Below are 23,352 nucleotides of genomic sequence, written 5' to 3'. Positions count from 1 at the left end.
GGGACGGGAAGTCTGCTGGTCAGCAGACGGGAAGTCTGCTGGTCAGCCGGGGTTGGGTAGGAGCGCGAGTCGTTCGAGGGCGCGTGTGACCTCACCGGTCCAGGGCCAGTGCCGGGCCAGGCGGAGGGTTCTGCGGCGGCCGGTGGTGACGAGTTGGGCGGCCGCGGAGAAGAGGCGAAACCGCAGGCGGCGGGGTTCCCAGAGCCAGGCCTTGACCGAGGGCAGCCCTTCGGGGACCCCTCGCAACCTGCTGACGACCTCTTCACGCTTCTCCATCGGGTGCCTCCCCCCTGTCCCGTAGCCCTGCCGGGCATGGCCACGGTGGCGAATATGCCGCATCTGGTGATGCTCTTCTCGATGAAGATCTCCCAGGAGATCCGCGAGCAGCACGGCGCCACGATGGAGGAGGTCGAGGCCGGAATGGCGGAGAAGTCCCGCGAGTTCGCCGAGGCGGGCAACCGGGTGTATCTGCCGATGGCGCAGTGAGTCCGCTGCCGTGAAGTGTGAAGGGCGGTTCGTGGCTCCCCCCTCCTGCCACGAACCGCCCGGCTCGGCGCGCTGCCCGGCTCTACGCGCGAAGCTGCGCAGACGACAAGAGTAGTTGACTCAACGTCAGTGTCCAATCACTTATCGGTATGGACTTATCGGGAGATTTAATGTCCCGCAACGCACGGTGACGAAAGCGGAGGGTTTGGCCCGGGGCGATGCGGGCCAGACCTCCTGCATGTTCGTCGAACGTCCCGTGGTCAAGCGGACTGCCCGCGCCATCCTTCTCGCGCCCGGCGCCGCCCCCGGCGAGCCCGCCGAGATGATCCTCATCAAGCGCACCAAGCCCGGTCAGGAGCCGTACTGGATCACACCGGGGGGCGGAGTCGAACCCGATGTGGACCACACCGTTGTCGAGGCACTGCACCGCGAGGTGGCCGAGGAACTGGGCGCCGAGATCACCGAGGTGGTGCCCGCCTTCGTGGACACGGTGAGTGATCCCGAGGAGACGCCAGGTGGAGTGAAGGTTCAGCACTTCTTCGTGTGCCGGCTCGTCTCCCTCGACCCCCGCCTACGGCACGGACCCGAAGTCGAGGAGCCGCAGGGGGAGTACGAGATCGTACGGCTGCCCTTCACACCGGAGGGCGTCACCTCGGTCGAGGTCGTACCGCCCTCGCTGCGGGCCTATCTCGCCGCCAACATCGAGGGCGTCCAGGCCCTGCTCGCCCCTGACCTGAGGTGAGCGGTGATGCGGTGATGCGGTGACCAAGGCATGTCCGGCGTTCTTGTGCTGCGTAGGGGCTGCCCCTGGCTGTCCGTTGCAGGGTGCGGCAGCGTCGGCGCTGGGCCGCGCAGTTCCCCGCGCCCCTGGGGGCGCGGGTGAGACGCCGGGCAGGCTCTAGCCGAACCACCCCTGGAAGGACGCGGCTTCGCGGTCCTCGTCGGATTCCGCGCCACGGCCCCGGCGCTGCGCCTCGGCCAGCGCCCGTTCGGCCTCCAGCCGCCACGCGGAGATGTCACGGGCGTGCTCGCCGCCCTCCACGTTCCCGGCGCGGGCCGACATCGCGGCGGAGACCGCCGAGGAGACCGCGTGGGCGGGGGACGGCGCCTCGGCCGCATGCCGCCGCTGCCGGGGCAACGGCACGGACCCGGACTCCGGCCCGGCGCCGCCATCCTGCGCATGCGCGGGAGGGGATACGGGGGTGGGTGGGGCGGCGGGGGCAGGCGGCACGGCGGGCGCCGGTGGGGACACCGGGAACGGGGGGACCGGCGGGGCGGCGTCCCCGGGGGAGGCCACCGGGGCGGGTGACGCGGCGTCGGCTGCCGCAGCGGGCGGTGCGGGCGAGGTGGGCGGTGTGTCTGGGGCGTCCGGGGTCGGCGGGAGCCCGGGCGGCAGCGGCGGCGCCAGGGTGAGCGTCTCCTCAGCCGGTACGCTGCCCGGCTCCTGCGGACCGCTCACCTCCGTCGGGCCGCTCGCCTCTACTGGAGCGTTCACCTCTGGCAGACCGCTCGCCTCTGCCGGGGCATTCGCCCCTGCCGAAGAGCTCACCTCCGTCGGAGCGTTCATCCCTGCCGGACCGTTCGCCTCTGCCGGACCGTTCGCCTCTCCCAGCGAGTGCGCGTCTCCCAGAGCCTGCGCGTCTCCCAGCGAGTGCGCGTCCCGCGCGTTGCTGCCCGGCCGGTCGCCCACGGCGGTCTGCGGGCTTCCGTTCGAGGCGGCCGGCTCCGAGTCGGCCGCCGCTTCGCGGCGGGCCTCGCGGGCGTCGCGGGCCACGCCGAAGAAGTCGCCGCCCTTGCGCTTGTAGTCGTCGGTGCCCCATTCGCGCGCCGGTCGGCGCGGCGCCTTCTGGAGGTGGGGGATGTGCTTGGCGCAGTGGATGTACGCCTCCTCCACCTCGACCCTCACCCACAGCACGGCACGGCGTCCGGGCACCGGGTCCTGCGGCAGGTCGGGGACCCACGGGCGCAGTTCGGCGTCGTCCAGCACCTCGGCCCGGCCGTTGATGTGCAGTCCGATCCTGGCGCGGAGGAAGTCGATGAGGAGGAGCCCGACATGCGGGTTCTCCTGGATGTTGCCGAGGCTGGCGTGCACCCCGTTGCCGCGGTACTCGGGGAAGACCAGCGTGCGCTCGTCCAGGACCCGCAGGAACCCCGGGGGGCCGGCGCGGAAGCTGTTGTCGCACTCGCCGTGGCGGTCGGCGGTGGCGAGGAAGAACATCTCCTGCTGGTGGGTGAACTCCCGCATCCGCTCGTTCAGATGGTCGAGCACCTGGTCCTGGTAGAACCGCTGGGCACGGCCGTCGGAGCCGATCCGCTGCTGGAGCGCGCGCTCCCCGTCGCTTCCGGGCTGCCGCCGTCCCGGAGGACCGTGGTCCGTGCCCGCTATGTGCCCCGCGGGTCCGCCGCCGTATCCGTTCGCGTCATTCAACGCCGCCACTCGTCCCTTTCGTCAACCGGCCGGCCCTCGACAGCCACGATCCGCACACCCCACCACTCAAGCCCCCTGCGCGACCAGTTCGTCGAGGGAATCGTGCCGTATGCGGTGGGTCGGGATGCCGCAGCCGACCAACGTCTCGACCCCGGTCCTGATCATTCCGGGCGGCCCGGACAGATAGCCGTCGTACGCGGACCAAGGGCCGTATCTGCGTACCGCGTCGGGAAGCTCGCCCGCAAGCGCCTCGGCGGCGGCGCGCACCCCGCCCGCCGCGACGACGGGGCGTACCGACAGCCAGGGGTGGCGCTCCTGCAGGCGCAGCATGGTGTCCAGGTCGTAGAGGTCGTGGTCGGTGCGCGCACCGTAGAAGACCTCGACCGGGCGCGGCCTGCCCTGTCCCGCCACGTCCTCGACCAGCGCCTTGATGGGTGCGATTCCGGTGCCGCCGCCCAGGCACAGCAGGCCGCTGTCGGCCCGGTGGTCGACGACCATCGAGCCGGCGGGCGGGCCGAGCCGCAGTACATCGCCGGGGCGGGCGCGCTGCACCAGCGCGCTGGAGACCCATCCGGCGGGCACCGATTTGATGTGGAAGGTCAGCAGGCCGTCGGGGCGGGGTGCCGAGGCGAACGAGTAGTGCCGCCACACCCGCGGCCACCAGGGCGTCTCCAGGCTGGTGTACTGCCCGGCCCGGAACGGGTACGGCTGGTCGGGGCGTACGGTGATCACGGCTATCTCCGGCGTGCGGAGCTCGTGCGAGACGATCTCCGCGTCCCACCAGGCCGGTGCCCGCTTCTCGTCCTCGGCCGCCGCGTCGATCATCGTCTGGGATATCGCGGTGTAGGCGCGTACCCAGGCCGCCTCGGTGCGCGGCCCCCAGCTCTGTGGCGTGTAGCGGGCGATCGCGGCCATCAGGCACTCGCCGACGGCCGGATAGTGGGTCGGCTGAGTGCCGTACTTGCGATGGCCCCGGCCCAGATTGCCGAGGTAGTCGGTGAGGAGCTTGCCGTCGTCGTAGAGGCGTACGGCGGTCAGCAGCGCGCGGAAGAGCCGGTCGCGCTGGTTGTCCATGGCGGCGGGGAACATCTCGCGCAGGTGCGGGTACTGGACGAACAGCAGCGCGTAGAAGTACGCGGTCGCCGCCTCGGAGGAACGTTCCAGCTCCGCCATGGAGGTCCGGATCAGCTCGGAGTCGGCGAGCCGGCCGGTGGGGGCCGGCGGTGTGCCCGGGTCTGTGGCGGCCGACGGGGTGCCCGGGGCTGCGGGGGCGGGCGGATCGGAGGCCGCGGGAGCCTGGCTCACGGTTGCCGCCGACGGGGTGGGAGCCGCTGCCGCTCGTGGCTGGGCCGGGTGTGGTTCCGCTTCCGCTTCTGGTTGCGGTTGCGGCTCAGGTGCGACCGTCCTGGTGCCCTGCGGGGTCGCTGCCGCATCCAGTGCGTCTGGCGCGGGGCGCTCCGCGGGGGCGGCATCGGACGCCGGGGTGAACCATCCCCGTCCGCCGCTGCCACCGGCGGACGCACCGTCGCTGCCCGACATGGTGGTCATGCTCGCCTCGCCTCGTACCTCTTCCGGACGTTCTGTGCACATCCGTGTTCCGAAAGTTTCGGTAACCCACCCCCGGCCAACATCGCGCAAGGAACCTTTGCCTTCCTTACATCACGTTGCGGGAGGGACCCGACCATACCGTGAAGGCTTCACGCCACAACCCCTGTTCACGGTTCCACTGAATTCCGTCATTCGGAACTGGAACATGAATTAGCGTGACAGGGAGACGAGTCCGTACGCGTCCCTGAGATCACGGCCGGTGTAGTGGTGCGAAGCGAGGGAGCGCACATGCTGATCGGCGTTTACCGCCACGGAGACCGGGACGGTGGCGAACAGCTCGGCGTCGGAGAGGGAGTCCCCGTAGGCCACGCAGTCCTCGGCCCGGACCCCGAATTGGGCGCACAACTCCTTGGCGATCATGACCTTTGACGAGGGCGAAAGAATCCCCGCCGGCTCCAGGGGACGCATCGGGTACTTCGTACTTCCGTTCGGAATTGCGCGCGGAACGTCCGGCCACCGTGAACCGTGGGTAACGTCGGCCCCCCAATCGCGTAGTCGGCGCACAAAGAAATCCGGCGACAGCGAAATGACGGCGCACCGCTCCCCGTCCTCCCTGATCCGCGCCCACACCTCCCGGATACCGGCCAGCCACGGCGCTCCCGCGAAGGCGGCCGCCACGGTCTCGTCGGTGAGCGCCGACCACAACGCGCAGGCCTGCAGTGCGAACTGCGGGGGCGTCAGTTTCTGCTCCGCAAAAGCACGTTCGAGCTCTCTGATCTCGCGCTCCACGCCCAGCTGCCGCGATATCTCGACGGAGGCCGCCGAGCCGTACAGCAGAGTGCCGTCCAGGTCGAAGAGATGGAGTCGGGTTCGGCGCCGTTCCGGCGCCGTTCGCGGGGTCGACTGCTGAGCCGGTTGCATACTCGCGATCGTACGGCCGTGCGAGCGCGGGGCGCGATCAGTTCGCCGTCGCGAGCAGGCCGTCCGCGAGCCGGGCCGTCGCGGGTCGTGAGTCGGACGGCAGATGAGGTGTCCCGAGCGCAGCAGCGCAAGGTGCGCGCCCAGCCACAACCCGCCCGCAGCCGGCGAGGGGCAGCAAGGGGCAGCCCCGACCCAGCAACGTCCACCGGACACGCCGTAGGCGTAGGGTGCCGAGGATGACCACGACTTCAGCCGGCGCCGCGGCCCCGGGCGCCGAGCCGCCCGCCGAGGAGTTCACCGTCCGCCGGGCGACCGCCGAGGACATCCCGGAGATCGTCGCCATGCTCGCCGACGACCCGCTCGGCGCCACCCGCGAGACGCCGTCCGACCTCGCCCCGTACCGCGCCGCGTTCGACCGCATCGACGCCGACCCCAACCAGCACCTCGTCATCGCCGAACAGGACGGCACGACGGTCGGTACCCTGCACCTCACGGTCATCCCTGGCCTGTCCCGGCGTGGCTCGGCGCGCTCCCTCATCGAGGCCGTACGCATCCACGCCGACCACCGGGGCAGCGGCATGGGCACCCGGCTCATCGAGTGGGCCGTCGCCGAGTCCCGGCGCCTGGGGTGCGTGCTGGTGCAGCTGACCTCCGACGCCACCCGCGTCGACGCGCACCGCTTCTACGAGCGCCTGGGCTTCCAGGCATCCCACCTCGGCTTCAAGATGCCCCTGGCCTGAGCGGCCACCGGCACCCGCCCCTCACAAGCGCGCCGCACGCTCCAAGAGGGCCAGGAAGTCCGCGCGTTCACGGGCGGTGAAGCCCTCCAGCAGCAGGTCGTTGGCACGCTGGGCCGCGTCGGCACACCTGGCGAGCAGACTCTCGCCCTCGGGGGTGAGGCGTACGGCGTTCTTGCGTCGGTCCTGCGGGTGCGGCTCGCGCCGCACATAGCCGTCCTTCTCCAGCTCGTTGAGGATGCCGACGACGTCCTTGGGGTCCAGCGCCACGCTGCGGGCCAGCTCCGCCTGGGCGACGGGCTGGTGGTCGGACGCGGCGGCCAGCACCACGTGGTGCCACATCCGCAGCCCCTCCTCGGCCAGCGCCTCGGCGACGAGTGCGCGCCCACGCGCCGCGGCCCGGCCCAGCAGCCAGCTCGGCAGCGTACGGATCAACGTGGGGGCGTGTGGCGTCTCCGGCATGACGGCAGCGTATCGCGATCGTAGGGGACCCCTATGAAATTCCGTTGGGTTTCCCTACGATCCTGTTTACCGTTGGTGTCCCCAACGGTAACGGCATCGCCGTCCGAGCCGGCCGAACGAGAAGAACCAGGAGACCCATGCGCCGCGTTCGCCATACCTCCGGCATCCTCACCCTCCAGGAGACCCACACCCCCACCCCGGGCCCGGGCGAACTCCTCGTCCGTACCGAGGCCATCGGCGTCACCCTCCCCGTCGTCCGCAAACTCCGCCCGGCCGATTCCGGGACCGCCCCGCAGGAGGCGCCCCAGGCGTCCCCACACGCGTCCCCACAGACGGCCTCGCCTGCGGCCCCGCAGGGCGCCCCGCAGGCGGCGACGGGCGAACCGATCGGGGGCGAGGTCGCCGGCACGGTCGAGGCCATCGGTCCCGACGTCACCGAATACGCGCCCGGCGACCGCGTCACCGGGCTCTGCTTCGGTGACGCGTACGCAGAACTCGCCCTGCTCCACACCTCGATGGCCTCCCCCGTCCCGGCCCACGCCACAGCGCGCGAGGCTGTGGCACTGGTGCGCGGCGGACTCGTGGCGTTCGGCGCGCTGGAGACGGCGGGGCCCCGGCCCGGCGAGACCGCGCTGATCACCGCAGCGGCAGGAGGCGCCGGTCATCTCGCCCTCCAGCTGGCCCGGCTGCACGGCGGAGCCGGCCGCGTCGTGGCAGCCGTCAGCGATCCGGCCGCCAAAGGGGCATTCCTCCGCGACCTGGGCGCCGACGCGGTCCTCGGCTACGCCGATCTGGAAAAGGCCGACCCCGCCACCGCCACCGGCACCGCCACGGCCGACGCCGCCGACTACGCGCTGGACGCGGTCGGCGGCGACCTGCTCACCCCTCTCGTCCGCACCCTGGCCGACGGCGGCCGGCTGGTCGCCTACAGCTCTGGCGGCGGCACCGTCGACGCCTACCAACTACTGCTCGGCGGCAAGTCGGTGGCCGGTTTCCAGATCCGCCGCGTGGCCAGCGACCAGCCGCAGCGCTACGCGGCATGGCGCGAGGAGCTGTGGCGGCTGCACGCGGAGGGCGCCCTGCGTCCCGCCGTCGCCGCCGCGCTGTCCCTGGACCGGGCCGAGGAGGCCCACCGCCTCATCCGGCGCCGCGCCAACCTCGGCAAGGTGCTGCTGACCCCCTGACGGCCGACGCGCCCCGGGGACCGGAACCGCACGCCCCCTGTGCCGTACCGGCCGGGAGACCGAGCCGCTCCCACACCCGCGTACGCAACAGGGTGTACTCGGCGGCTCTGCGCAGCGAGTGCCCCATCGGGCGCGGCACGGAGACGCCCTCCATGACGACCTGCCCGGCGCGGAACTGGTCGCGGGTGAGATCGATCTCGGAGCCGTCCGGCAGCCTGTTCCACCAGTGGAAACCCTGTCGCCCGCCGCTCTCCGCGTACACCTCCCCGCACATCAGCTCCCCGCCCAGCAGGTCGTGCACCACCAGCGCCGTCACGTCGCACTGCCCCCACGCGGGGTTGGCCGGGCTCCAGCCCGCCCGCTCCAGATCGTCCGGGGCACACGTGTCCGCGCCCCAGGACGCCCGCAACGCCCCCTCGATCCGGTCCAACTCCGAAGCACCCACGCCCACACCGGAAACCCCGACCGCATCCACACTCATGTCCGCAAGCATGCCCCACGGGACTGACAACGACCCCTGCCGACCGCGTCACACGGACAAAGCCTTCCGCAGGGATTCACCGAACTCGTCCGGGTGCGTGGTCAGCCCGACGTGCCCACCGGGGAAGTGCAGGAGCTCCGTACCGAGACGCTCGGCCAGGAAGGCGGCCGGACGGTAGGGCAGCTCACCGCGCGAGTCCTGGCCGCAGGCGAGCACGAGCCGGTCCGAGAGCGCCTCCAGCCGGTGGAGATCCGGGACGTACGACATGAATCCGGGCACGATGCGCCCAAGGAAATACGGCAGGTCCGCCATCGTCTGCTCGGCCCGCGCCGCCGCCTGCGGCGGAAGCTCCGCCCCCGCGCTCGCTTCCCCTTCCTCCCCTTCCGCTCCTTTCCCGCTGTCCTTCTTCAGCCCCGCCGCGAATACCGCCATCGCCGGCATGAGCCCCTGCGCGCGGAACGTCTCGTCCACGCGAGCGAGGAGCGCGCGGTGCTCAGCCGCGTCCGGCAGGACCTCCACCACCGGCGGCTCGTGCGCCACCACGCGTACGACGCGCTCCGGGTGGGCGGTCAGCAGATGCAGCGCTGCGATCGCGCCCGAGCTTGCGCCGAACACCCGTGCGGGCTCACCGGGCGACAGCAGCTCCAGCAGCCGGAACGCGTCATCGGCGTGCTCGGACACCCGCTGCTCGGCGTCGGGGTCGTCCAGCGTGCTGCGTGACATCCCACGCGGGTCGTAGGTTGCGACCGTGTACGCGGCGGCCAGGTCGTCGACGATGCCGTCGAAGGCTGCCGCGCCGCCCGTCCCTCCGGGTATCAGCAGCAGGAGCGGGCCTTGGCCGCGCACTTCGTAGTGCAGCGTCGCGCCGTTCACGCGCAGGCTGCCGGGGGTCGGACCGGTCATGCGGAATCTCCTTCTCCGGAAGAGGGCCAGCGCTCCAGGAGGGCGTGCAGGGCTTCCAGGGCGCGGCTCCAGGACTCCTGCGGCGCACGCTCGTGCGCGAAGCCGCCCGCCGCCTCCAGGGCCACGAACCCGTGGAACGTGCTGCGCAGCAGCCGGACCGCGTCGGTCAGGTCGGGCTCGGCCAGTCCGTAGCCGCGCAGCATGCCGTACGTCAGCTCGACAGCGCGCCGTGGTCCGGGCGCTCGCGCGGCCAGCTCCGGGTCGATCCGGACCTGGGACTGCGTCGCCGCGTACCGGCCCGGATGCCGGTGGGCGTACTCCCGCCAGGCGTTCGCGAACGCGATCAACGCGTCCTTGCCCGCACATCCGGTGGTCGCCTCCGCGATCCGGATGGTCTTCTCGTCCGCCGCCAGCAGGGCGATCCGCCCGCGCAGCTCCTCCAGGCTGCGGACGTGCGAGTAGAGGCTCGCGTCCTTCACGCCCAGCCGCCGCGCCACCTGCGACATGGTCACCTGGTCGAACCCGGCCTCGTCCGCCAGCTCGGCAGCCGCGCTCGTCACCCGCTCCGCCGTCAACCCGGCCCTCGCCATGCACCCTCCTCGTACCCTAGGAGCTCTAGTTATAACCTAGGGCTCCTAGGTACACAAAGGCAGCCACCCACCGGACCGGCTGACTGCCCTCGGCAAGCCACCATGGCCTTCAAGCTCCCAAGACCGCAGTTGGCGATCCTCACCCGCAGCCGGCCACCGCACCGTTCTGCCCACAGTGAAGACCGGTCCACCCCGCCCTCACGATCACTACAGTCCGATCCCATGACGACGGTCACCACGCGCACGGTCGAATACCCGGCCGACGGCCTCACGATGGTCGGGCGCCTCGCGCTCCCAGCCGGTACCGACCACCGGCCCGCGGTCCTGATCGGACCCGAGGGTCCGGGACTCAACGACTTCCAGCGCCGCCGGGCCGATGCGCTCGCCGAACTGGGATACGTGGCACTCGCCTTCGACATCAACGGCGGACGCTGGTTCACCGACCCCGAGGAGATGCTGGCGTACACGACGCCTCTGCTGGCCGACCCGGACCGGATGCGGGACATCGGTCACGCGGCGCTCGACGTGCTGCGCGCCGAACCGCGGACCGACCCCGACCGGATCGCCGCCATCGGCTACGGCACCGGCGGCGCGATCGCGCTCGAACTCGGCCGCGACGGCGTCGACCTGCGCGCGATCGGAACGGTCAACGCGCTGACCACGGGCCGGCCGGGCGAGGCGGCACGCATTCGCTGCCCGGTGTGGGCCGGGGTCGGATCGGAAGACCCGATCATGCCGCCTGCGCAACGGGACGCGTTCGCTGCCGAGATGCAGGCCGCGGGCGTCGACTGGCGCCTCGTCGTCTACGGCGGCGCGCTGCACGCCTTCCACCATCCGCCGGTCGACCAGACCGTGGTCCCCGGCGTCGGCCACCATCCACGGCATGCGCAGCGGGCTTGGGACGACATCGTCGGCCTGCTCGCGGAGTGCCTGCCGGTGACGGAGCCGACCGGATCCGCCTAGACCGATCGCCACCAGAAACTGCCGTTCTCAGGGCAGCGTGAGGATACGAGGCCCCTCCTCGGTGATGGCGACGGTGTGCTCGATGTGGGCCGCTCGGCTGCCGTCGACGGTACGGAGGGTCCAGCCGTCGGCGTCGGCTCGATACGCATCACGGCCACCGGCCATGAGCATCGGTTCGATGGCGAGGGCCAGGCCGGGCCGGAGAGGGAAGCCGCGCCCGGGGCGCCCCCGGTTGGGAACGTGCGGGTCCTCGTGCATCTGGCGGCCGATGCCGTGCCCGCCGAAGTCGGCGGGCATGCCGCAGCGGGCAGTTCGCGCTGCGGCGCCGATGGCGTGGGAGATGTCCCCGACGCGGTTGCCGGGCCGGGCGGCGGCAATGCCCGCGTCGAGTGCCCCCTGGGTCGCCTCGATCAACTCCAGGTCGGCGGCGCGTGGGGTGCCGACGGTGAAGCTGACGGCGGCATCTCCGGTCCACCCGTCGAGTTCGGCGCCGCAGTCGATACTGACCAGGTCGCCGTCGCGCAACCGGTGGTCACCGGGTATGCCGTGGACGATGGCGTCGTTGACCGAGGCGCAGATCACCGCGGGGAAGGGGGTGGGGGCGAAGGAGGGCCGGTAGCCGAGGAACGGCGACCGGGCCCGGGCCTTGCTCAGCACCGTACGAGCCGCCTCGTCCAGCTCCCGCAGCGTCACCCCGACGACCGCCGCTTCCCGCGCGGCGGCGAGAGCGTGGGCCACCACCCGTCCCGCCTCCCTCATCGCGTCCAGCGCCGTCTTCGTCTTGAGCTCCACCATGTCCCGCGCCTCCCTCTCTCCCGAACCTCCCGGGACCAATTCTTATACCGGTATTAGTATCACGGTATTAGAATCGCGAGCATGGTGAGGACCCCTCTGACTCCGGAAGAGCGACAGCGCGGAGAGTGCCTGGGCGCGCTGCTGCGTCAGGCGCGCGGCGAACGCAGCATGGCCGAGATCGCCGCGGCTGCCGGGGTATCGGCCGAGACGCTGCGCAAGATCGAGACCGGACGGGCCCCCACCCCGGCCTTCTTCACCGTGGCAGCCCTGGCCACCGCGTTGAAACTCTCCCTGGACGACCTGTCCACGGCCTGCGCCCAGGAATCCCCCTGGCCCGACCAGGCACTGTCTGCCTGACACTCCGCCTCCTTTCCCCGTGGTTCTCGTGGAGGAGCGCCCGCAGGCCGGCCGGGGGTGCTCAGCGGGCGACGCGGCGAGCGATGCGCAGCGCGCCGAGGTCGACGGTGGCTCCCACGAGGCGGGCACGGATGAGGACGCCGACGGTCCGGACGGTGATCATGGCCAGGACCATGAGGACGAACGCGGTGCCATAGGTGGCGGCCGGAACCTGGTGCCGGGTCGAGAACGTCGCGAGGGCGTGGGTGAACCAGTGGGTGGAGCCGTACGCGAAGCCCAGGCGCAGGACCATCGCGGCCGTCCACAGTGCCGCGTAGGGCCAGCCCGCGACGGTGACCAGGCGCGAGTCGGCCGGGTCGCGGTGAACCCGGATCAAGGCGATCGAGGCCAGGCCGAACAGCAGGCCGACCGCGAGCCCGGCCGCCTCGATCAGGTGGGCCGTGGCCCCGGAGGGGATGTCCTTGAGGTATTTGAAACCGACACCCGCGACGATTCCCACGGGCAGGAGCAGCCGCCTGGCATCCGGACGTCGGGTGCCGAGCTGGGTGGCGAGTATCGCGAGGAACAGGCCGGTGTAGAGCAGGTAGTCGCCAAGGCTCACGGTTTTTCTCCAGGGGTCGGGCTCGCCATCTACATCTCCAAAGATGTATCTCTAGAGATAGATCTGTCAAGATGCATCTGTTGGAGATGCATCACCGGAGATGTAACTTGGAGGGATGGAGATGAGCGAGCTGTATCAGCTCGGCCGCCGCCTGGCCGAGATCGCCCTCGAAGACATGGGCGCTGACGCACCCGATCTCGCCCCCGGTGAGTTCCTGGTCCTCCAGGACCTCTTCTTGAACGGCCGCAGCGCCGTAGGCGACATCGCCAAGCGCACCGGCCTGGCCCAGAGCCGCGTCTCCACCAGCGTGCGGACCCTGGTAGGCCGCAGCTGGGTCACCACCGCAGCCGACCCTGCCGACGGTCGCAGAACCCTGGTCGACGTCACCGAGGCCATCCGCGCCGCCGGCGAACAGCGCCGCGCCGGACGCGCCGACAAGACCCTGACCAACGCACTGGCCGGGGCGGACGACGAGGAGCGAGCCGCCCTCATCGCCGCACTCGCGCGCCTCCACCAACTCCTCGTCGCCGGCCGCACACAGCGCCGGTTCCCGGACACGGTCACCCCCTGAACCGCCTGCTGTCTCAGGAACGTGTCATTCCCTCGGCCCCGAGGTCGAGGAACATGAGGACCTCATCGCGGTCGTCACCGGGCCCGAGTCGAAGGGCTCCCGGCCAGCGCCCGATTTCCTTCCAGCCGAGCCGTCCGTAGAAGGCCTCCAGCCCAACTCCGGCGCGTGCCGCCAGATGCAGCTGCTCAAGACCCATCTCCTCACGAGCGACGGCGTGGGCTTCCTCCATCAGGGCGACGCCGACGCCCTGCCCGCGCCTGTCGGTGCGGGTCTGGACGTGGTGGAGGGTCCCCCAGTGGGTGATGAGGGCGAAGGCGTCGCGCCGTATGTTGAGCCAGCCCACCAGGTCGTCTCCCTCCAGTGCCATCAGGAGGCGGCAGGTCCGAGGGGCGAGGTTCTCGAGGATGGCATCGAGGGCGGGAGCGGCATCCCGCGGGCCGATGGGCGGAAAGGGAAAGCCGGCCGCGCCACCTGCGTTGGAGACGTCGATCCAGCAGTCGATGAGGGCTCGTCGGCGGTCCGAGTCGATGTCCTGCGGGGCGATGGCCTGTGCGAAACAGAGCGAGTGGACGGGCACGGAGTCAGGTTCTCAGCAGCCACTGACAGTCAGCGGGGGTACTTCTTCCTCGGCTTGGCTTCTCAGGACTGCCATCGCCATCGCCATGACACGGCAGCGGAGAAAATGACACGGAGCCAGAGAACCTACAACGCCACTGCTACGTCTGGGCCATGTCGACGAAGCGTGAGTAGTGGCCCTGGAAGGCGACCGTGATGGTGGCTGTGGGGCCGTTGCGGTGCTTGGCGACGATCAGGTCCGCCTCGCCCGCGCGCGGGGACTCCTTCTCGTAGGCGTCCTCACGGTGCAGCAGGATCACCATGTCGGCGTCCTGCTCGATACTGCCCGATTCTCTCAAATCGGACACCATCGGCTTCTTGTCCGTGCGCTGTTCCGGGCCGCGGTTGAGCTGGGAGAGGGCGATGACGGGGACCTCGAGCTCCTTGGCGAGGAGCTTGAGGTTACGGGACATCTCCGAGACCTCCTGCTGACGGCTCTCGGGGCGGCGGGAGCCACCCGTCTGCATCAGCTGGAGATAGTCGATGACGATCATCTGCAGATCGTTGCGCTGCTTGAGGCGGCGGCACTTGGCGCGGATCTCCATCATCGACAGGTTCGGCGAGTCGTCGATGTACAGCGGCGCGTCGGTCACCTGCGGCATCTGGCGGGCCAGCCGCGTCCAGTCCTCGTCCGTCATGGAACCGGACCGCATATGGTGCAGCGCCACCCGCGCCTCCGCGGACAGCAGCCGCATCGCGATCTCGTTGCGCCCCATCTCCAGCGAGAAGATGACGCTGGGCATGGCGTGCTTGATGGAGCAGGCCCGGGCGAAATCCAGCGCGAGGGTGGAATTGTGTGTGGGGATCATGGACCTCGTGGCGAGGTACAAATGGTCCGCGTTGTCCACCTGGACGCAGCGCACGGGCACGCTCGCTACGGGCCGCACGGAAGTGATGAACCGGGTGCGCGTGCGGGGGTAGCTGTCCCGGCCGCGTTCCTTGTGCGCCAACCGCTTGCGTTCCAGCCGGAAGACGTCGTCGGGCGTGGTGAACGTGACTTCGTACGAAGTTGACGTCTCGTCGCTGCGGCCACGCACGCGACGCGTCGACCATCCGCAGCGGTAGCCGAGGCTCACGACCAGCTCCCGGAAGTCCTCGGCCAGTCGCCGGTTGGTCACGGCGAAGCTGACGGACCCGGTCCTGTCCGCGGTGCCGTCCGTGTCCAGAAGCCCGGCCAGCAGCGCTCGGCGCTGCGCCTGAGAGGCCCGCAGATAGCTCTGGGGAATGTGCTTGTTCCCCAGCACGGTCAGGGAACGGAGGATCGCCTGGACACTGCCCTTGCTGCGCGAGCAGTCTCCGCAGCGCGAAGGGGACATGGCGGAGTGGCACGGCTTTCCGCAGTCGGCACAGTTCGTCGTCGGCTCCGGTGGTGACACGAACCGCGCCCGGCCGCCACAGGAGCGTCCGCAGCTTCTGACGTGGGGGAGCTTGGGGAGGAATGACCTGCCGCAGACGACGCACACCCGCTCGGCCGGGCGCCGGCGGGGCTCGGCCAGTTGGATTCCGTAGGTCGCCGTCGCCTCGCCCACGGGCGAGGTGAGGTACCCCTCGGCCTCGATGTTGAGCAGCACTTCCGGGTCGACCGTGGTGATGCGGGCGGCGGCGGAGTGGCCGTCACCGAGCCAGGCACCCAGCAGGTACGGCGCGAGGGGCAGGTCCTGTTCGGGAAGGTCCAGGGGCGCCGCGTTGCGCACGGAGTGGTTGAGCCGGGCGTCGGCCGTTCGGCAGCGCAGCGTATCGGCGATTTCCCGCGTGGTCCTCACCGACGGGAGGACGCGTGGAGTTGTCCCGTCGCCCTTCGCGGCTGCTTCTTGTGCGGCACGGCGTGCGGCGCGGGTGTCGGTCAGCCACTGGTGCTCGGCGTCCGCGACAACGGTGGTGCCGTCGTCGAACGTGACCTCGTAGCAGTCGCGGTCCGTCATGACGTCGGTCGCCGCTGTGACCCTGGTCGGCCTGCCGTGTGCGTCGAGCAGCTCGTCCCCGACTTGGACCTCCCCCATCGTCGTCCACCCGTGAGGCGTGGGCAGCGGGGTGTCCAGCGCCAAGGCCTTACCCATGGCAGGGCGCGCCGCGATGACGATCATCTGGCCGGGGTGGAGGCCGTTGGTGAGGGAGTCAAGGTCGGTGAAGCCCGTGGGGACGCCGGTCATCTGGCCGCTGCGGGAGCCGATGGCCTCGATCTCGTCGAGGGCGCCCTCCATGATGTCGCCGAGCGGGAGGTAGTCCTCGGAGGTGCGCTGTTCCGTGACGGCGTAGATCTCGGCCTGGGCGCCGTTGACGATGTCGTCGACGTCTCCGTCCGCGGCATAACCCATCTGGGTGATGCGGGTGCCGGCCTCGACCAGCCGGCGCAGGATGGCGCGCTCGTGGACGATCTCCGCGTAGTACTCGGCGTTGGCCGCTGTGGGGACGGCCTGGACCAGGGCCTGGACGTAGCCGGGGCCGCCGACGCGGGCGATCTCGCCGCGGCGGGTCAGCTCGGCGGTGACGGTGATGGGGTCGGCGGGCTCGCCCTTCGCGTAGAGGTCGAGGATCGCCTGGTAGACCGTCTCGTGCGCGGGCCGGTAGAAGTCGTTGCCCTTGAGGACCTCGACCACGTCGGCGATGGCGTCCTTGGACAGCAGCATGCCGCCGAGGACGGACTTCTCCGCCTCCAGGTCCTGCGGCGGCACCCGCTCGAAGCCGCCGACCGGGCCCTCGGGACCGCGCTCGTGCTGCTCGGGGAGGGCGAGCGCGGAGCCGGGGCCACCGGAGCTGGAACCGGCGCCACCGGAGCTGCCGCGTGAGCCGTTTCCGTAGCCGTTGCCGCGTCCGCTGCCGGAGCCGTCGCCGGGGCCGCCGCCCGGTCCGGTTCCCTGGCGGCGCTGCGGCGGCTGGGCCGCCTGCGGCGCGGCGTGGAAGCCCCCCTCGGCGAGGTCGGCTGCCCAGGGGTCTTCCACGTGTTCGGGCTGCTGCGTCACCCCGCCTCGCCTCCTCCCACAGGTCGTTCTCCCACAGGTCCCTCAGGTCCCGTCGTAGGGCACAGTCTTACGGCACAGCACTGACAAACGCTGGCAATCGAGCCGCCCGGCCCGGGTTACGGCGCGTCGGTCCGACGGTGAAGAACGCTGGAGAAAGGGGTGAACGGGGAACGGGCGCTGGTACACGGTAGGCGGCCCGTACGGTTCAGCCAATCACCTTATCCACAGGGTGGTGTGGACAGTCGGGGTCAACCTGTGGAGAAGCCGCCGAAAGCTGTGCACGAGTCGGGGGACAGCGCTGTGGATTACTTGTACGACCGTCGCGCGCACCCACTCTGACCTGCACCTTCACCGTCCACGGGCTGTGCGGGGAAAAAACTTCGCAGCCATCCCCCCAGGAGGATCACCCAGGGTGTTCAAGCCTGCCGCTTACACCGTCAAGTAAGTGGCACTAACCCATTGCACTCATTACCTGTGGATGTTTGGATCGAACCTATGAGCCCCGCTTCCCCGACCACGCGCGCCACCGTGCGGCGCCACGACCGTGAGATCATCGCGCTCGCCCTCCCCTCCTTCGGCGCGCTCGTCGCGGAGCCCCTCTTCGTGATGGCCGACAGCGCCATCGTCGGCCACCTCGGCACCCCTCAGCTCGCCGGGCTCGGCGTCGCCGCCGCGCTCCTGCAGACCGGCGTCAACATCTTCGTCTTCCTCGCCTACGCCACCACCGCCGCCGTCGCCCGCCGCCTGGGCGCCGACGACCTGCCCGCCGCACTGCGCCAGGGCCTCGACGGCATCTGGCTGGCGCTGATCCTCGGCGCCCTCGTCGTCGCCGCGGTCCTGCCGACAGCGCCCATGCTCCTCGACGCGTTCGGCGCCTCCGCGACGGCGGCACCGTACGGCACCACCTATCTGCGCATCAGCGCGCTCGGCATCCCCGGCATGCTCGTCGTCCTCGCCGCGACCGGAGTGCTGCGCGGGCTCCAGGACACCAGGACCCCGCTGTACGTGGCCGTCGGCGGCTTCAGCGCGAACGCGGCGCTCAACGCGCTGCTGGTCTACGGCGCCGGGCTGGGCATCGCCGGTTCCGCCTGGGGAACGGTGCTCGCCCAGTGGGGGATGGCGGCCGTCTACCTCACCGTCGTGATCCGGGCAGCCCGGCGGCACGGCGCCACCCTGCGGCCCGACCTCGCCGGAATCCGGGCCAGCGGGCGGGCCGGGGTGCCGCTGCTGATCCGTACGCTCTCGCTGCGCGCCGTCCTGATGATCGCCACCGCCGTCGCAGCGCGGATGGGCAACGCGGACATCGCTGCCCACCAGATCACGCTGACCCTGTGGTCGCTGCTGGCCTTCGCCCTGGACGCCATCGCCATCGCGGGCCAGGCCATCATCGGCCGCTATCTCGGCGCCTCCGACGCGGAGGGCGCCAAGGCGGCCTGCCGCCGGATGGTGCTGTGGGGGGTGGTGTCCGGGGTGGTGCTGGGGGCGCTCGTCGCACTGGTGCGCCCCCTGTTCATGCCGATCTTCACCACGGACCAGGCCGTGATCGACCAGCTGACGCCCGTGCTGCTCGTGGTGGCCCTCACCCAGCCCATCGCAGGCGTCGTCTTCGTGCTCGACGGAGTGCTGATGGGAGCCGGCGACGGTCCGTATCTGGCGGGCGCCATGCTGGTGACGCTCGCGGTCTTCGCCCCGGTCGCGGTGGCGGTCCCGGCTCTCGGGGGCGGCCTCACCACGCTCTGGTGGACGATCGCGGGCCTGATGATGGGCACCCGCCTGGTCACCCTGGCCCTACGCGCCCGCTCCGGCCGCTGGGCGGTAACGGGCGCGGTACGCGCGTGACCCCCCCGAAAGGGCGCGCCCCGAAGGGGCGCGGGGAACTGCGCGACTAACCACGACGCAACCCGCAGTCGGCGAACAACAGCCAGGGGCGCCCCAATAGCCGGGAGGGCGAAGCCCCACAAAAGACGGAAGTCCCACAAATGACGGAGGGCGCACCCCTCACGGGGTGCGCCCTCTCATCGGCTCGAGCCGAGCGCAGCGTTACGCGGCGGCGACCTCGACGTCGACCGTGGCGCTCACATCGGCGTGCAGCCGGACGGCGACCTGGTGGGCGCCGAGCGACTTGATGGGCGAGCCCACCTCGATGCGGCGCTTGTCCACGTCGGGACCGCCGGACGCCTTGATGGCCTCGGCGATGTCCGCCGGGGTGACGGAGCCGAACAGCCGGCCCTGCTCCCCGGCCCGCACCTTGAGGCCGACGCGCAGGCCCTCGAGCTGCGACTTGACCTCGTTGGCCTGCTCGATCGTCGCGATCTCGCGGATCTTGCGGGCGCGGCGGATCTGCTCGACGTCCTTCTCGCCACCCTTGGTCCAGCGGATCGCGAAACCGCGCGGGACCAGGTAGTTGCGGGCGTAGCCGTCCTTCACCTCGACGACGTCGCCTGCGGCACCGAGGCCGGAGACCTCGTTGGTCAGGATGATCTTCATGATGTGGTCACCCTTCCCTTATCGCGCGGTCGAGGTGTAGGGCAGCAGCGCCATCTCACGGCTGTTCTTCACAGCCGTGGCGACGTCGCGCTGGTGCTGGGTGCAGTTGCCGGTGACCCGGCGGGCACGGATCTTGCCGCGGTCGGAGATGAACTTCCGCAGCAGGTTCGTGTCCTTGTAGTCGACGTAGGAGATCTTCTCCTTGCAGAACACGCAAACCTTCTTCTTCGGCTTGCGAGCAGGCGGCTTCGCCATGTCTCTACTCCTATGAGTTTCGCTCAGAAGGGTGGCTCGTCCGAGTAGCCGCCACCGTTGCCACCGGGGCCACCGCCCCAGCCGCCACCGCCGCCCTGGCCGCCTCCGGCCGGGGCGCCCGTGGCCCACGGGTCACCCGCGGGGGCGCCACCGCCCTGCTGGCCGCCCGGGCCGCCGGGGCCGCCGCCCCAGCCACCGCCCTGGCCGCCGCCACCGCCGAAGCCGCCGCCCTGGCCGCCGCGTCCGGTGGTCTTGGTGACCTTGGCCGTGGCGTTGCGGAGGCTGGCGCCGACCTCGTCGACGTCCAGCTCGTAGACCGTGCGCTTGATCCCCTCACGGTCCTCGTACGAGCGCTGCTTGAGGCGGCCCTGCACGATGACGCGGGTGCCCTTGGTGAGGGACTCGGCGACGTTCTCCGCCGCCTGCCGCCAGACCGAGCAGGTCAGGAACAGGCTCTCGCCGTCCTTCCACTCGTTGGTCTGCCGGTCGAAGGTGCGGGGGGTGGACGCGACACGGAACTTCGCGACCGCCGCACCGGAGGGGGTGAAGCGCAGCTCGGGGTCGTCGACGAGATTGCCGACGACCGTGATGACGGTCTCGCCTGCCATGGGTGAACCTCTCGGCGTGCTGCTGGCTGCTGTGGTGCGTGGTGGTGCTCGATGGAGCTGTGGTGCGTGGCGCCCGGGGCCGGTACGGAAGCTGGTGTCCGGAGCCCCTGGTGCCGGTGCTACTCGGGAGTCGGCCTCAGTGGGTCGACGGGCGGAGGACCTTGGTCCGCAGGACGGACTCGTTCAGGTTCATCTGCCGGTCGAGCTCCTTGACCACAGCGGGCTCGGCCTGCAGGTCGATGACCGAGTAGATGCCCTCGGGCTTCTTGTTGATCTCGTAGGAGAGACGACGACGGCCCCAGGTGTCGACCTTCTCGACCTTGCCGTTGCCCTCGCGGACGACGGAAAGGAAGCTCTCGATCATGGGGGAGACAGCGCGCTCCTCCAGATCGGGGTCGAGGATGACCATCACCTCGTAGTGACGCATGTGGAACCCACCTCCTCTGGACTCAGCGGCCACGGTCGTTCCGTGGCAGGAGGGTCGTGATGCGTTTCCGCGCCCTTTGACGGACCAGACCCGCGGCGGGCCGGTGGAATGCCACGGGGCGCAGACAGGCCAGCCTACCTGGCTGCGGCCTTCCGGTTGAAATCCGGGGGTAACCCGGAGCAATCTGGACACCTCAGATGTGAGCGGCGTTACAGTCCGCGCCACGCTCTGACAGGAGGTGCCGCATGGCACAGGCAGTGCGCTGGAACCATCCCTTCTCCTATCTGAACTCCGACGGCAAGCGGCATCCCGTGGAGAACTCCTTCGCGACCGCGACCATGGTGCTGGGCCTGATCGCCGTCATCTCCGCGTGGTGGCCGGGGCTGCATGTGCTCGGCTCGTGGACGGGGCTGGTCGGCATCCTGACCGGGGCCTGGGGCCAGTACATCTCGGCGACGACCGGTGAACGGTTCGTCACGATCATCGGACTCGGCGCCGCGGCGGTCGGCTTCTATCTGGGCGTGGCACACGGGGGCCTGGTGCCATAGCCTCCGGCGGCCCTGCCCCGCTCTCCTTCGGGGCGCAGCCCTCATACGCCAAGGGGCGGGGCAGTAGGCTTCCCGGCGAGCATCAGTCAGTTCGCCGGAGGAGCGTCCCGCCATGAGCCTGACCCTGAGGACCGTCAGCCGAGAGCAGCATCTGGCGTATATCCAGAGTCTGCCGTCGGCAAGCCACTGTCAGGTGCCCGCCTGGGCGGACGTCAAGAACGAGTGGCGCGCGGAGAATCTGGGCTGGTTCGACGAGCGTACGGGCCAGATGGTGGGCGCCGGGCTGGTCCTCTACCGGCAGCTGCCGAAGGTCAAGCGGTACCTGGCGTATCTGCCGGAGGGCCCGGTCATCAACTGGTACGCGCCCAACCTGGACGAGTGGCTGCGTCCGATGCTCGACCACCTCAAGAAGCAGGGTGCCTTCTCCGTGAAGATGGGCCCGCCCGTGGTGATCCGGCGCTGGGACGCGGCCGCCATCAAGAAGGGCATCCAGGACCAGGACGTCAAGCGGCTGCGGGACATCGAGGCCACCCATATCGAGCCGCGCGCCTTCGAGGTCGCCGACAAGCTGCGCAGGATGGGCTGGCAGCAGGGTGAGGACGGCGGCGCGGGCTTCGGCGACGTTCAGCCGCGCTACGTCTTCCAGGTGCCGCTGGAGAACCGCTCCCTCGAAGAGGTGCACAAGAACTTCAACCAGCTGTGGCGCCGCAACATCAAGAAGGCCGACAAGGCCGGTGTGCAGGTCGTCCAGGGCAACATGGCCAATCCGTACGACCTGGACGAGTGGCAGCGGCTGTACGAGATCACCGCGGAGCGCGACAAGTTCCGCCCCCGCCCCAAGGCGTACTTCCAGCGGATGTGGAACGTCCTGAACGCCGAGGACCCGCAGCGGATGCGGCTGTACTTCGCCGAGCACGAGGGCGAGCGCATCTCCGCCGCCACGATGCTGGTCGTCGGCGGCCACGTCTGGTACTCCTACGGCGCCTCGGCCAACCACAAGCGCGAGGTGCGGCCGTCCAACGCGATGCAGTGGCGGATGCTCCAGGACGCCTACGCGCTGGGCGCGAGCGTCTACGACCTGCGCGGCATCAGCGACTCGCTGGACGAGAACGACCACCTCTTCGGTCTGATCCAGTTCAAGGTCGGCACCGGTGGGCAGGCGGCCGAGTACCTCGGTGAGTGGGACTTCCCGCTCAACAAGCTGCTGCACAAGGCGCTCGACATGTATATGTCGCGGCGCTGAGCGCGCTCCCACGCGCCTGACAGCCCGACCTCCCAACTCTCCTTCAGAAAGGTTCCGTACCGGCCATGGCGCTCTCCCTCTATGTCGACACCGAACGCTGGCGGGCGCACCAGCAGACGGTGATTCAGCAGTTCCCGGGAATCGTTCCGGTCTGCAAGGGCAACGGCTACGGCTTCGGCCACGAGCGCCTCGCGGACGAGGCCACCAAGTTCGGCGCCGACATACTGGCCGTCGGTACGACCTACGAGGCGGCCCGCACCAAGGACCTGTTCGGCGGCGATCTGCTGGTCCTCACCCCGTTCCGCAAGGACGAGGAGCCGGTGCCGCTGCCGGACCGCGCCATCCGCTCTGTCTCCTCGGTGGAGGGCGTGGGCCTGATGCGCGGGGCCCGGGTGGTCATCGAGGTGATGAGCAGCATGAAGCGGCACGGGGTCACCGAGCAGGACCTGCCGCGGCTGCACGCCGCGATCGACGAGGTCCGCCTGGAGGGCTTCGCCATCCATCTGCCGCTGGACCGGGCCGACGGCTCGGACGCGGTGGAGGAGGTCATCGGCTGGATGGACCGGCTGCGGGCCGCACGGCTGCCGCTGGACACGATGTTCGTCAGCCATCTGAAGCCGGAGGAGTTCGCCGTCCTCCAGCAGCAGTTCCCGCAGACCCGCTTCCGCGCCCGGATCGGCACCCGGCTGTGGCTGGGCGACCACGCGGCCACCGAGTACCGGGGCGCGATCCTGGACGTCACCCGGGTCGCCAAGGGCGAGCGGTTCGGCTACCGGCAGGCCAAGGCCACCGGTGACGGCTGGCTGGTCGTGGTCGCGGGCGGCACCTCGCACGGGGTGGGCCTGGAGTCCCCCAAGGCACTGCACGGCATCACGCCCCGCGCCAAGGGTGTGGCCCGCGCGGGCCTGGCCACGGTCAACCGCAACCTCTCCCCGTTCGTCTGGGCCGGCAAGCAGCGCTGGTTCGCGGAGCCCCCGCACATGCAGGTCTCCATCCTCTTCGTCCCCGCGGACGCCCCGGAGCCGCATGTGGGGGAGGAACTGACGGCGATCCTCCGCCATACGACGACAACGGTGGACCGCACCGTGGACCGCTGAGCACACCAAAGGGGCGCGGGGAACGGCTCCCCCAGCCTTCGGCCGGGAGGTGCCCCCACCAGCCGAGAAGCAGCCGCGGCCCGCA

The 23,352-nt window shown here is 70.6% G+C and carries 26 protein-coding genes and 1 pseudogene; 11 read left to right on the top strand and 16 right to left on the bottom strand.

Annotation, left to right across the window (positions count from 1 at the left end; all coding sequences use genetic code 11):
- Positions 1-42 precede the first annotated feature (42 nt).
- Positions 43-213: pseudogene (locus HC362_RS16790) on the bottom strand (transposase); the annotation flags it as partial.
- A gap of 99 nt (positions 214-312) precedes the next feature.
- On the opposite strand from HC362_RS16790, the gene HC362_RS16785 reads away from it, so the two are divergent.
- Both HC362_RS16785 and HC362_RS16780 read left to right on the top strand, forming a co-directional pair.
- On the top strand, positions 313-486 hold the full coding sequence (locus HC362_RS16785; protein WP_243088949.1) for a hypothetical protein: 174 nt from the start codon (positions 313-315) through the stop codon (positions 484-486).
- Between the two features lie 238 nt (positions 487-724).
- Positions 725-1,228, top strand: coding sequence for an NUDIX domain-containing protein (locus HC362_RS16780; protein WP_243084758.1), 504 nt, complete (start codon positions 725-727; stop codon positions 1,226-1,228).
- A gap of 156 nt (positions 1,229-1,384) precedes the next feature.
- Here the strand turns inward: HC362_RS16780 and HC362_RS34910 are convergent, their stop codons facing one another.
- From HC362_RS34910 to HC362_RS16765, 3 genes are all read right to left on the bottom strand, one after another.
- Entirely contained in the window at positions 1,385-2,914 is a 1,530-nt protein-coding gene (locus HC362_RS34910; protein WP_279240111.1) for a pyridoxamine 5'-phosphate oxidase family protein, read from the bottom strand.
- Between the two features lie 66 nt (positions 2,915-2,980).
- Positions 2,981-4,462 (bottom strand): globin domain-containing protein, encoded by a 1,482-nt coding sequence (locus tag HC362_RS16770; RefSeq protein WP_243084757.1) that lies wholly within the window; start codon positions 4,460-4,462, stop codon positions 2,981-2,983.
- 210 nt (positions 4,463-4,672) lie between these two features.
- Positions 4,673-5,383: an HAD-IB family phosphatase gene (locus HC362_RS16765; protein ID WP_243084756.1), complete on the bottom strand. Its 711-nt coding sequence runs from the start codon at positions 5,381-5,383 to the stop codon at positions 4,673-4,675.
- A gap of 236 nt (positions 5,384-5,619) precedes the next feature.
- On the opposite strand from HC362_RS16765, the gene HC362_RS16760 reads away from it, so the two are divergent.
- On the top strand, positions 5,620-6,123 hold the full coding sequence (locus HC362_RS16760) for a GNAT family N-acetyltransferase (protein ID WP_243084755.1): 504 nt from the start codon (positions 5,620-5,622) through the stop codon (positions 6,121-6,123).
- A 21-nt stretch (positions 6,124-6,144) separates the two neighbouring features.
- Here the strand turns inward: HC362_RS16760 and HC362_RS16755 are convergent, their stop codons facing one another.
- A complete protein-coding gene (locus HC362_RS16755) occupies positions 6,145-6,582 on the bottom strand; it encodes a MarR family transcriptional regulator (protein ID WP_243084754.1) in 438 nt (145 codons plus the stop codon).
- Between the two features lie 137 nt (positions 6,583-6,719).
- Between HC362_RS16755 and HC362_RS16750 the strand changes: the two genes are divergently transcribed.
- Positions 6,720-7,766: a zinc-binding dehydrogenase gene (locus HC362_RS16750; RefSeq protein WP_243084753.1), complete on the top strand. Its 1,047-nt coding sequence runs from the start codon at positions 6,720-6,722 to the stop codon at positions 7,764-7,766.
- On the opposite strand, the gene HC362_RS16745 is transcribed toward HC362_RS16750, so the two are convergent.
- Genes HC362_RS16745 through HC362_RS16735 form a run of 3 tightly spaced genes read right to left on the bottom strand, consistent with a single transcriptional unit; the run spans position 7,720 to position 9,740 of the window.
- Positions 7,720-8,247 (bottom strand): hypothetical protein, encoded by a 528-nt coding sequence (locus tag HC362_RS16745; protein ID WP_347568448.1) that lies wholly within the window; start codon positions 8,245-8,247, stop codon positions 7,720-7,722. The genes HC362_RS16750 and HC362_RS16745 overlap by 47 nt on opposite strands.
- Positions 8,248-8,295: 48 nt before the next feature.
- Positions 8,296-9,150: an alpha/beta hydrolase gene (locus tag HC362_RS16740; protein ID WP_243084752.1), complete on the bottom strand. Its 855-nt coding sequence runs from the start codon at positions 9,148-9,150 to the stop codon at positions 8,296-8,298.
- Positions 9,147-9,740, bottom strand: coding sequence for a TetR/AcrR family transcriptional regulator (locus tag HC362_RS16735; RefSeq protein WP_243084751.1), 594 nt, complete (start codon positions 9,738-9,740; stop codon positions 9,147-9,149). Before HC362_RS16735 ends, HC362_RS16740 begins: the two co-directional genes overlap by 4 nt.
- Before the next feature lie 222 nt (positions 9,741-9,962).
- On the opposite strand from HC362_RS16735, the gene HC362_RS16730 reads away from it, so the two are divergent.
- Positions 9,963-10,703: a dienelactone hydrolase family protein gene (locus HC362_RS16730; protein WP_243084750.1), complete on the top strand. Its 741-nt coding sequence runs from the start codon at positions 9,963-9,965 to the stop codon at positions 10,701-10,703.
- 27 nt (positions 10,704-10,730) lie between these two features.
- Here the strand turns inward: HC362_RS16730 and map are convergent, their stop codons facing one another.
- Positions 10,731-11,498 carry a type I methionyl aminopeptidase gene (map, locus tag HC362_RS16725; RefSeq protein WP_243084749.1) on the bottom strand — a complete coding sequence of 256 codons (768 nt, stop codon included), beginning with the start codon at positions 11,496-11,498 and terminating at the stop codon, positions 10,731-10,733.
- Between the two features lie 81 nt (positions 11,499-11,579).
- Between map and HC362_RS16720 the strand changes: the two genes are divergently transcribed.
- Positions 11,580-11,855, top strand: a complete 276-nt coding sequence (locus tag HC362_RS16720; protein ID WP_243084748.1) for a helix-turn-helix transcriptional regulator — start codon at positions 11,580-11,582, stop codon at positions 11,853-11,855.
- 61 nt (positions 11,856-11,916) lie between these two features.
- Here the strand turns inward: HC362_RS16720 and HC362_RS16715 are convergent, their stop codons facing one another.
- Positions 11,917-12,456 carry a hypothetical protein gene (locus tag HC362_RS16715; protein ID WP_243084747.1) on the bottom strand — a complete coding sequence of 180 codons (540 nt, stop codon included), beginning with the start codon at positions 12,454-12,456 and terminating at the stop codon, positions 11,917-11,919.
- A 121-nt stretch (positions 12,457-12,577) separates the two neighbouring features.
- On the opposite strand from HC362_RS16715, the gene HC362_RS16710 reads away from it, so the two are divergent.
- Positions 12,578-13,027, top strand: coding sequence for a MarR family winged helix-turn-helix transcriptional regulator (locus HC362_RS16710; protein ID WP_209266078.1), 450 nt, complete (start codon positions 12,578-12,580; stop codon positions 13,025-13,027).
- Between the two features lie 13 nt (positions 13,028-13,040).
- Here the strand turns inward: HC362_RS16710 and HC362_RS16705 are convergent, their stop codons facing one another.
- Together HC362_RS16705 and dnaB are read right to left on the bottom strand one after the other, a co-directional pair.
- Positions 13,041-13,604, bottom strand: coding sequence for a GNAT family N-acetyltransferase (locus HC362_RS16705; protein ID WP_243084746.1), 564 nt, complete (start codon positions 13,602-13,604; stop codon positions 13,041-13,043).
- A gap of 139 nt (positions 13,605-13,743) precedes the next feature.
- Complete coding sequence (gene dnaB / locus HC362_RS16700) at positions 13,744-16,602, bottom strand: replicative DNA helicase (protein WP_243084745.1); 2,859 nt, start codon at positions 16,600-16,602, stop codon at positions 13,744-13,746.
- A 495-nt stretch (positions 16,603-17,097) separates the two neighbouring features.
- On the opposite strand from dnaB, the gene HC362_RS16695 reads away from it, so the two are divergent.
- On the top strand, positions 17,098-18,441 hold the full coding sequence (locus HC362_RS16695) for an MATE family efflux transporter (protein ID WP_243084744.1): 1,344 nt from the start codon (positions 17,098-17,100) through the stop codon (positions 18,439-18,441).
- 201 nt (positions 18,442-18,642) lie between these two features.
- Here HC362_RS16695 and rplI read toward each other — a convergent pair whose 3' ends face one another.
- The 4 genes from rplI to rpsF all read right to left on the bottom strand — a co-directional run bounded on the left by rplI (position 18,643) and on the right by rpsF (position 20,379).
- On the bottom strand, positions 18,643-19,089 hold the full coding sequence (rplI, locus tag HC362_RS16690) for a 50S ribosomal protein L9 (RefSeq protein WP_243084743.1): 447 nt from the start codon (positions 19,087-19,089) through the stop codon (positions 18,643-18,645).
- 18 nt (positions 19,090-19,107) lie between these two features.
- Positions 19,108-19,344: a 30S ribosomal protein S18 gene (gene rpsR, locus HC362_RS16685; RefSeq protein ID WP_003978893.1), complete on the bottom strand. Its 237-nt coding sequence runs from the start codon at positions 19,342-19,344 to the stop codon at positions 19,108-19,110.
- 23 nt (positions 19,345-19,367) lie between these two features.
- Positions 19,368-19,952, bottom strand: a complete 585-nt coding sequence (locus HC362_RS16680; protein WP_243084742.1) for a single-stranded DNA-binding protein — start codon at positions 19,950-19,952, stop codon at positions 19,368-19,370.
- A gap of 136 nt (positions 19,953-20,088) precedes the next feature.
- Positions 20,089-20,379, bottom strand: coding sequence for a 30S ribosomal protein S6 (gene rpsF, locus HC362_RS16675; protein ID WP_209266072.1), 291 nt, complete (start codon positions 20,377-20,379; stop codon positions 20,089-20,091).
- 245 nt (positions 20,380-20,624) lie between these two features.
- On the opposite strand from rpsF, the gene HC362_RS16670 reads away from it, so the two are divergent.
- The 3 genes from HC362_RS16670 (at position 20,625) to HC362_RS16660 (ending at position 23,267) form a co-directional block, all read left to right on the top strand.
- The gene (locus tag HC362_RS16670; protein WP_243084741.1) at positions 20,625-20,927 is read left to right on the top strand and encodes a hypothetical protein; all 303 of its coding nucleotides are present in this window, start codon (positions 20,625-20,627) and stop codon (positions 20,925-20,927) included.
- Between the two features lie 112 nt (positions 20,928-21,039).
- Positions 21,040-22,170 carry a peptidoglycan bridge formation glycyltransferase FemA/FemB family protein gene (locus tag HC362_RS16665; RefSeq protein WP_209266070.1) on the top strand — a complete coding sequence of 377 codons (1,131 nt, stop codon included), beginning with the start codon at positions 21,040-21,042 and terminating at the stop codon, positions 22,168-22,170.
- A gap of 65 nt (positions 22,171-22,235) precedes the next feature.
- The gene (locus tag HC362_RS16660) at positions 22,236-23,267 is read left to right on the top strand and encodes an alanine racemase (RefSeq protein WP_243084740.1); all 1,032 of its coding nucleotides are present in this window, start codon (positions 22,236-22,238) and stop codon (positions 23,265-23,267) included.
- The last annotated feature ends 85 nt before the right edge of the window (positions 23,268-23,352 follow it).

The sequence above is a fragment of the Streptomyces sp. 891-h genome, from assembly GCF_022760275.1.
GTDB lineage: Bacteria > Actinomycetota > Actinomycetes > Streptomycetales > Streptomycetaceae > Streptomyces > Streptomyces spirodelae.
This window is presented reverse-complemented; position numbering and strand designations above follow the sequence as displayed.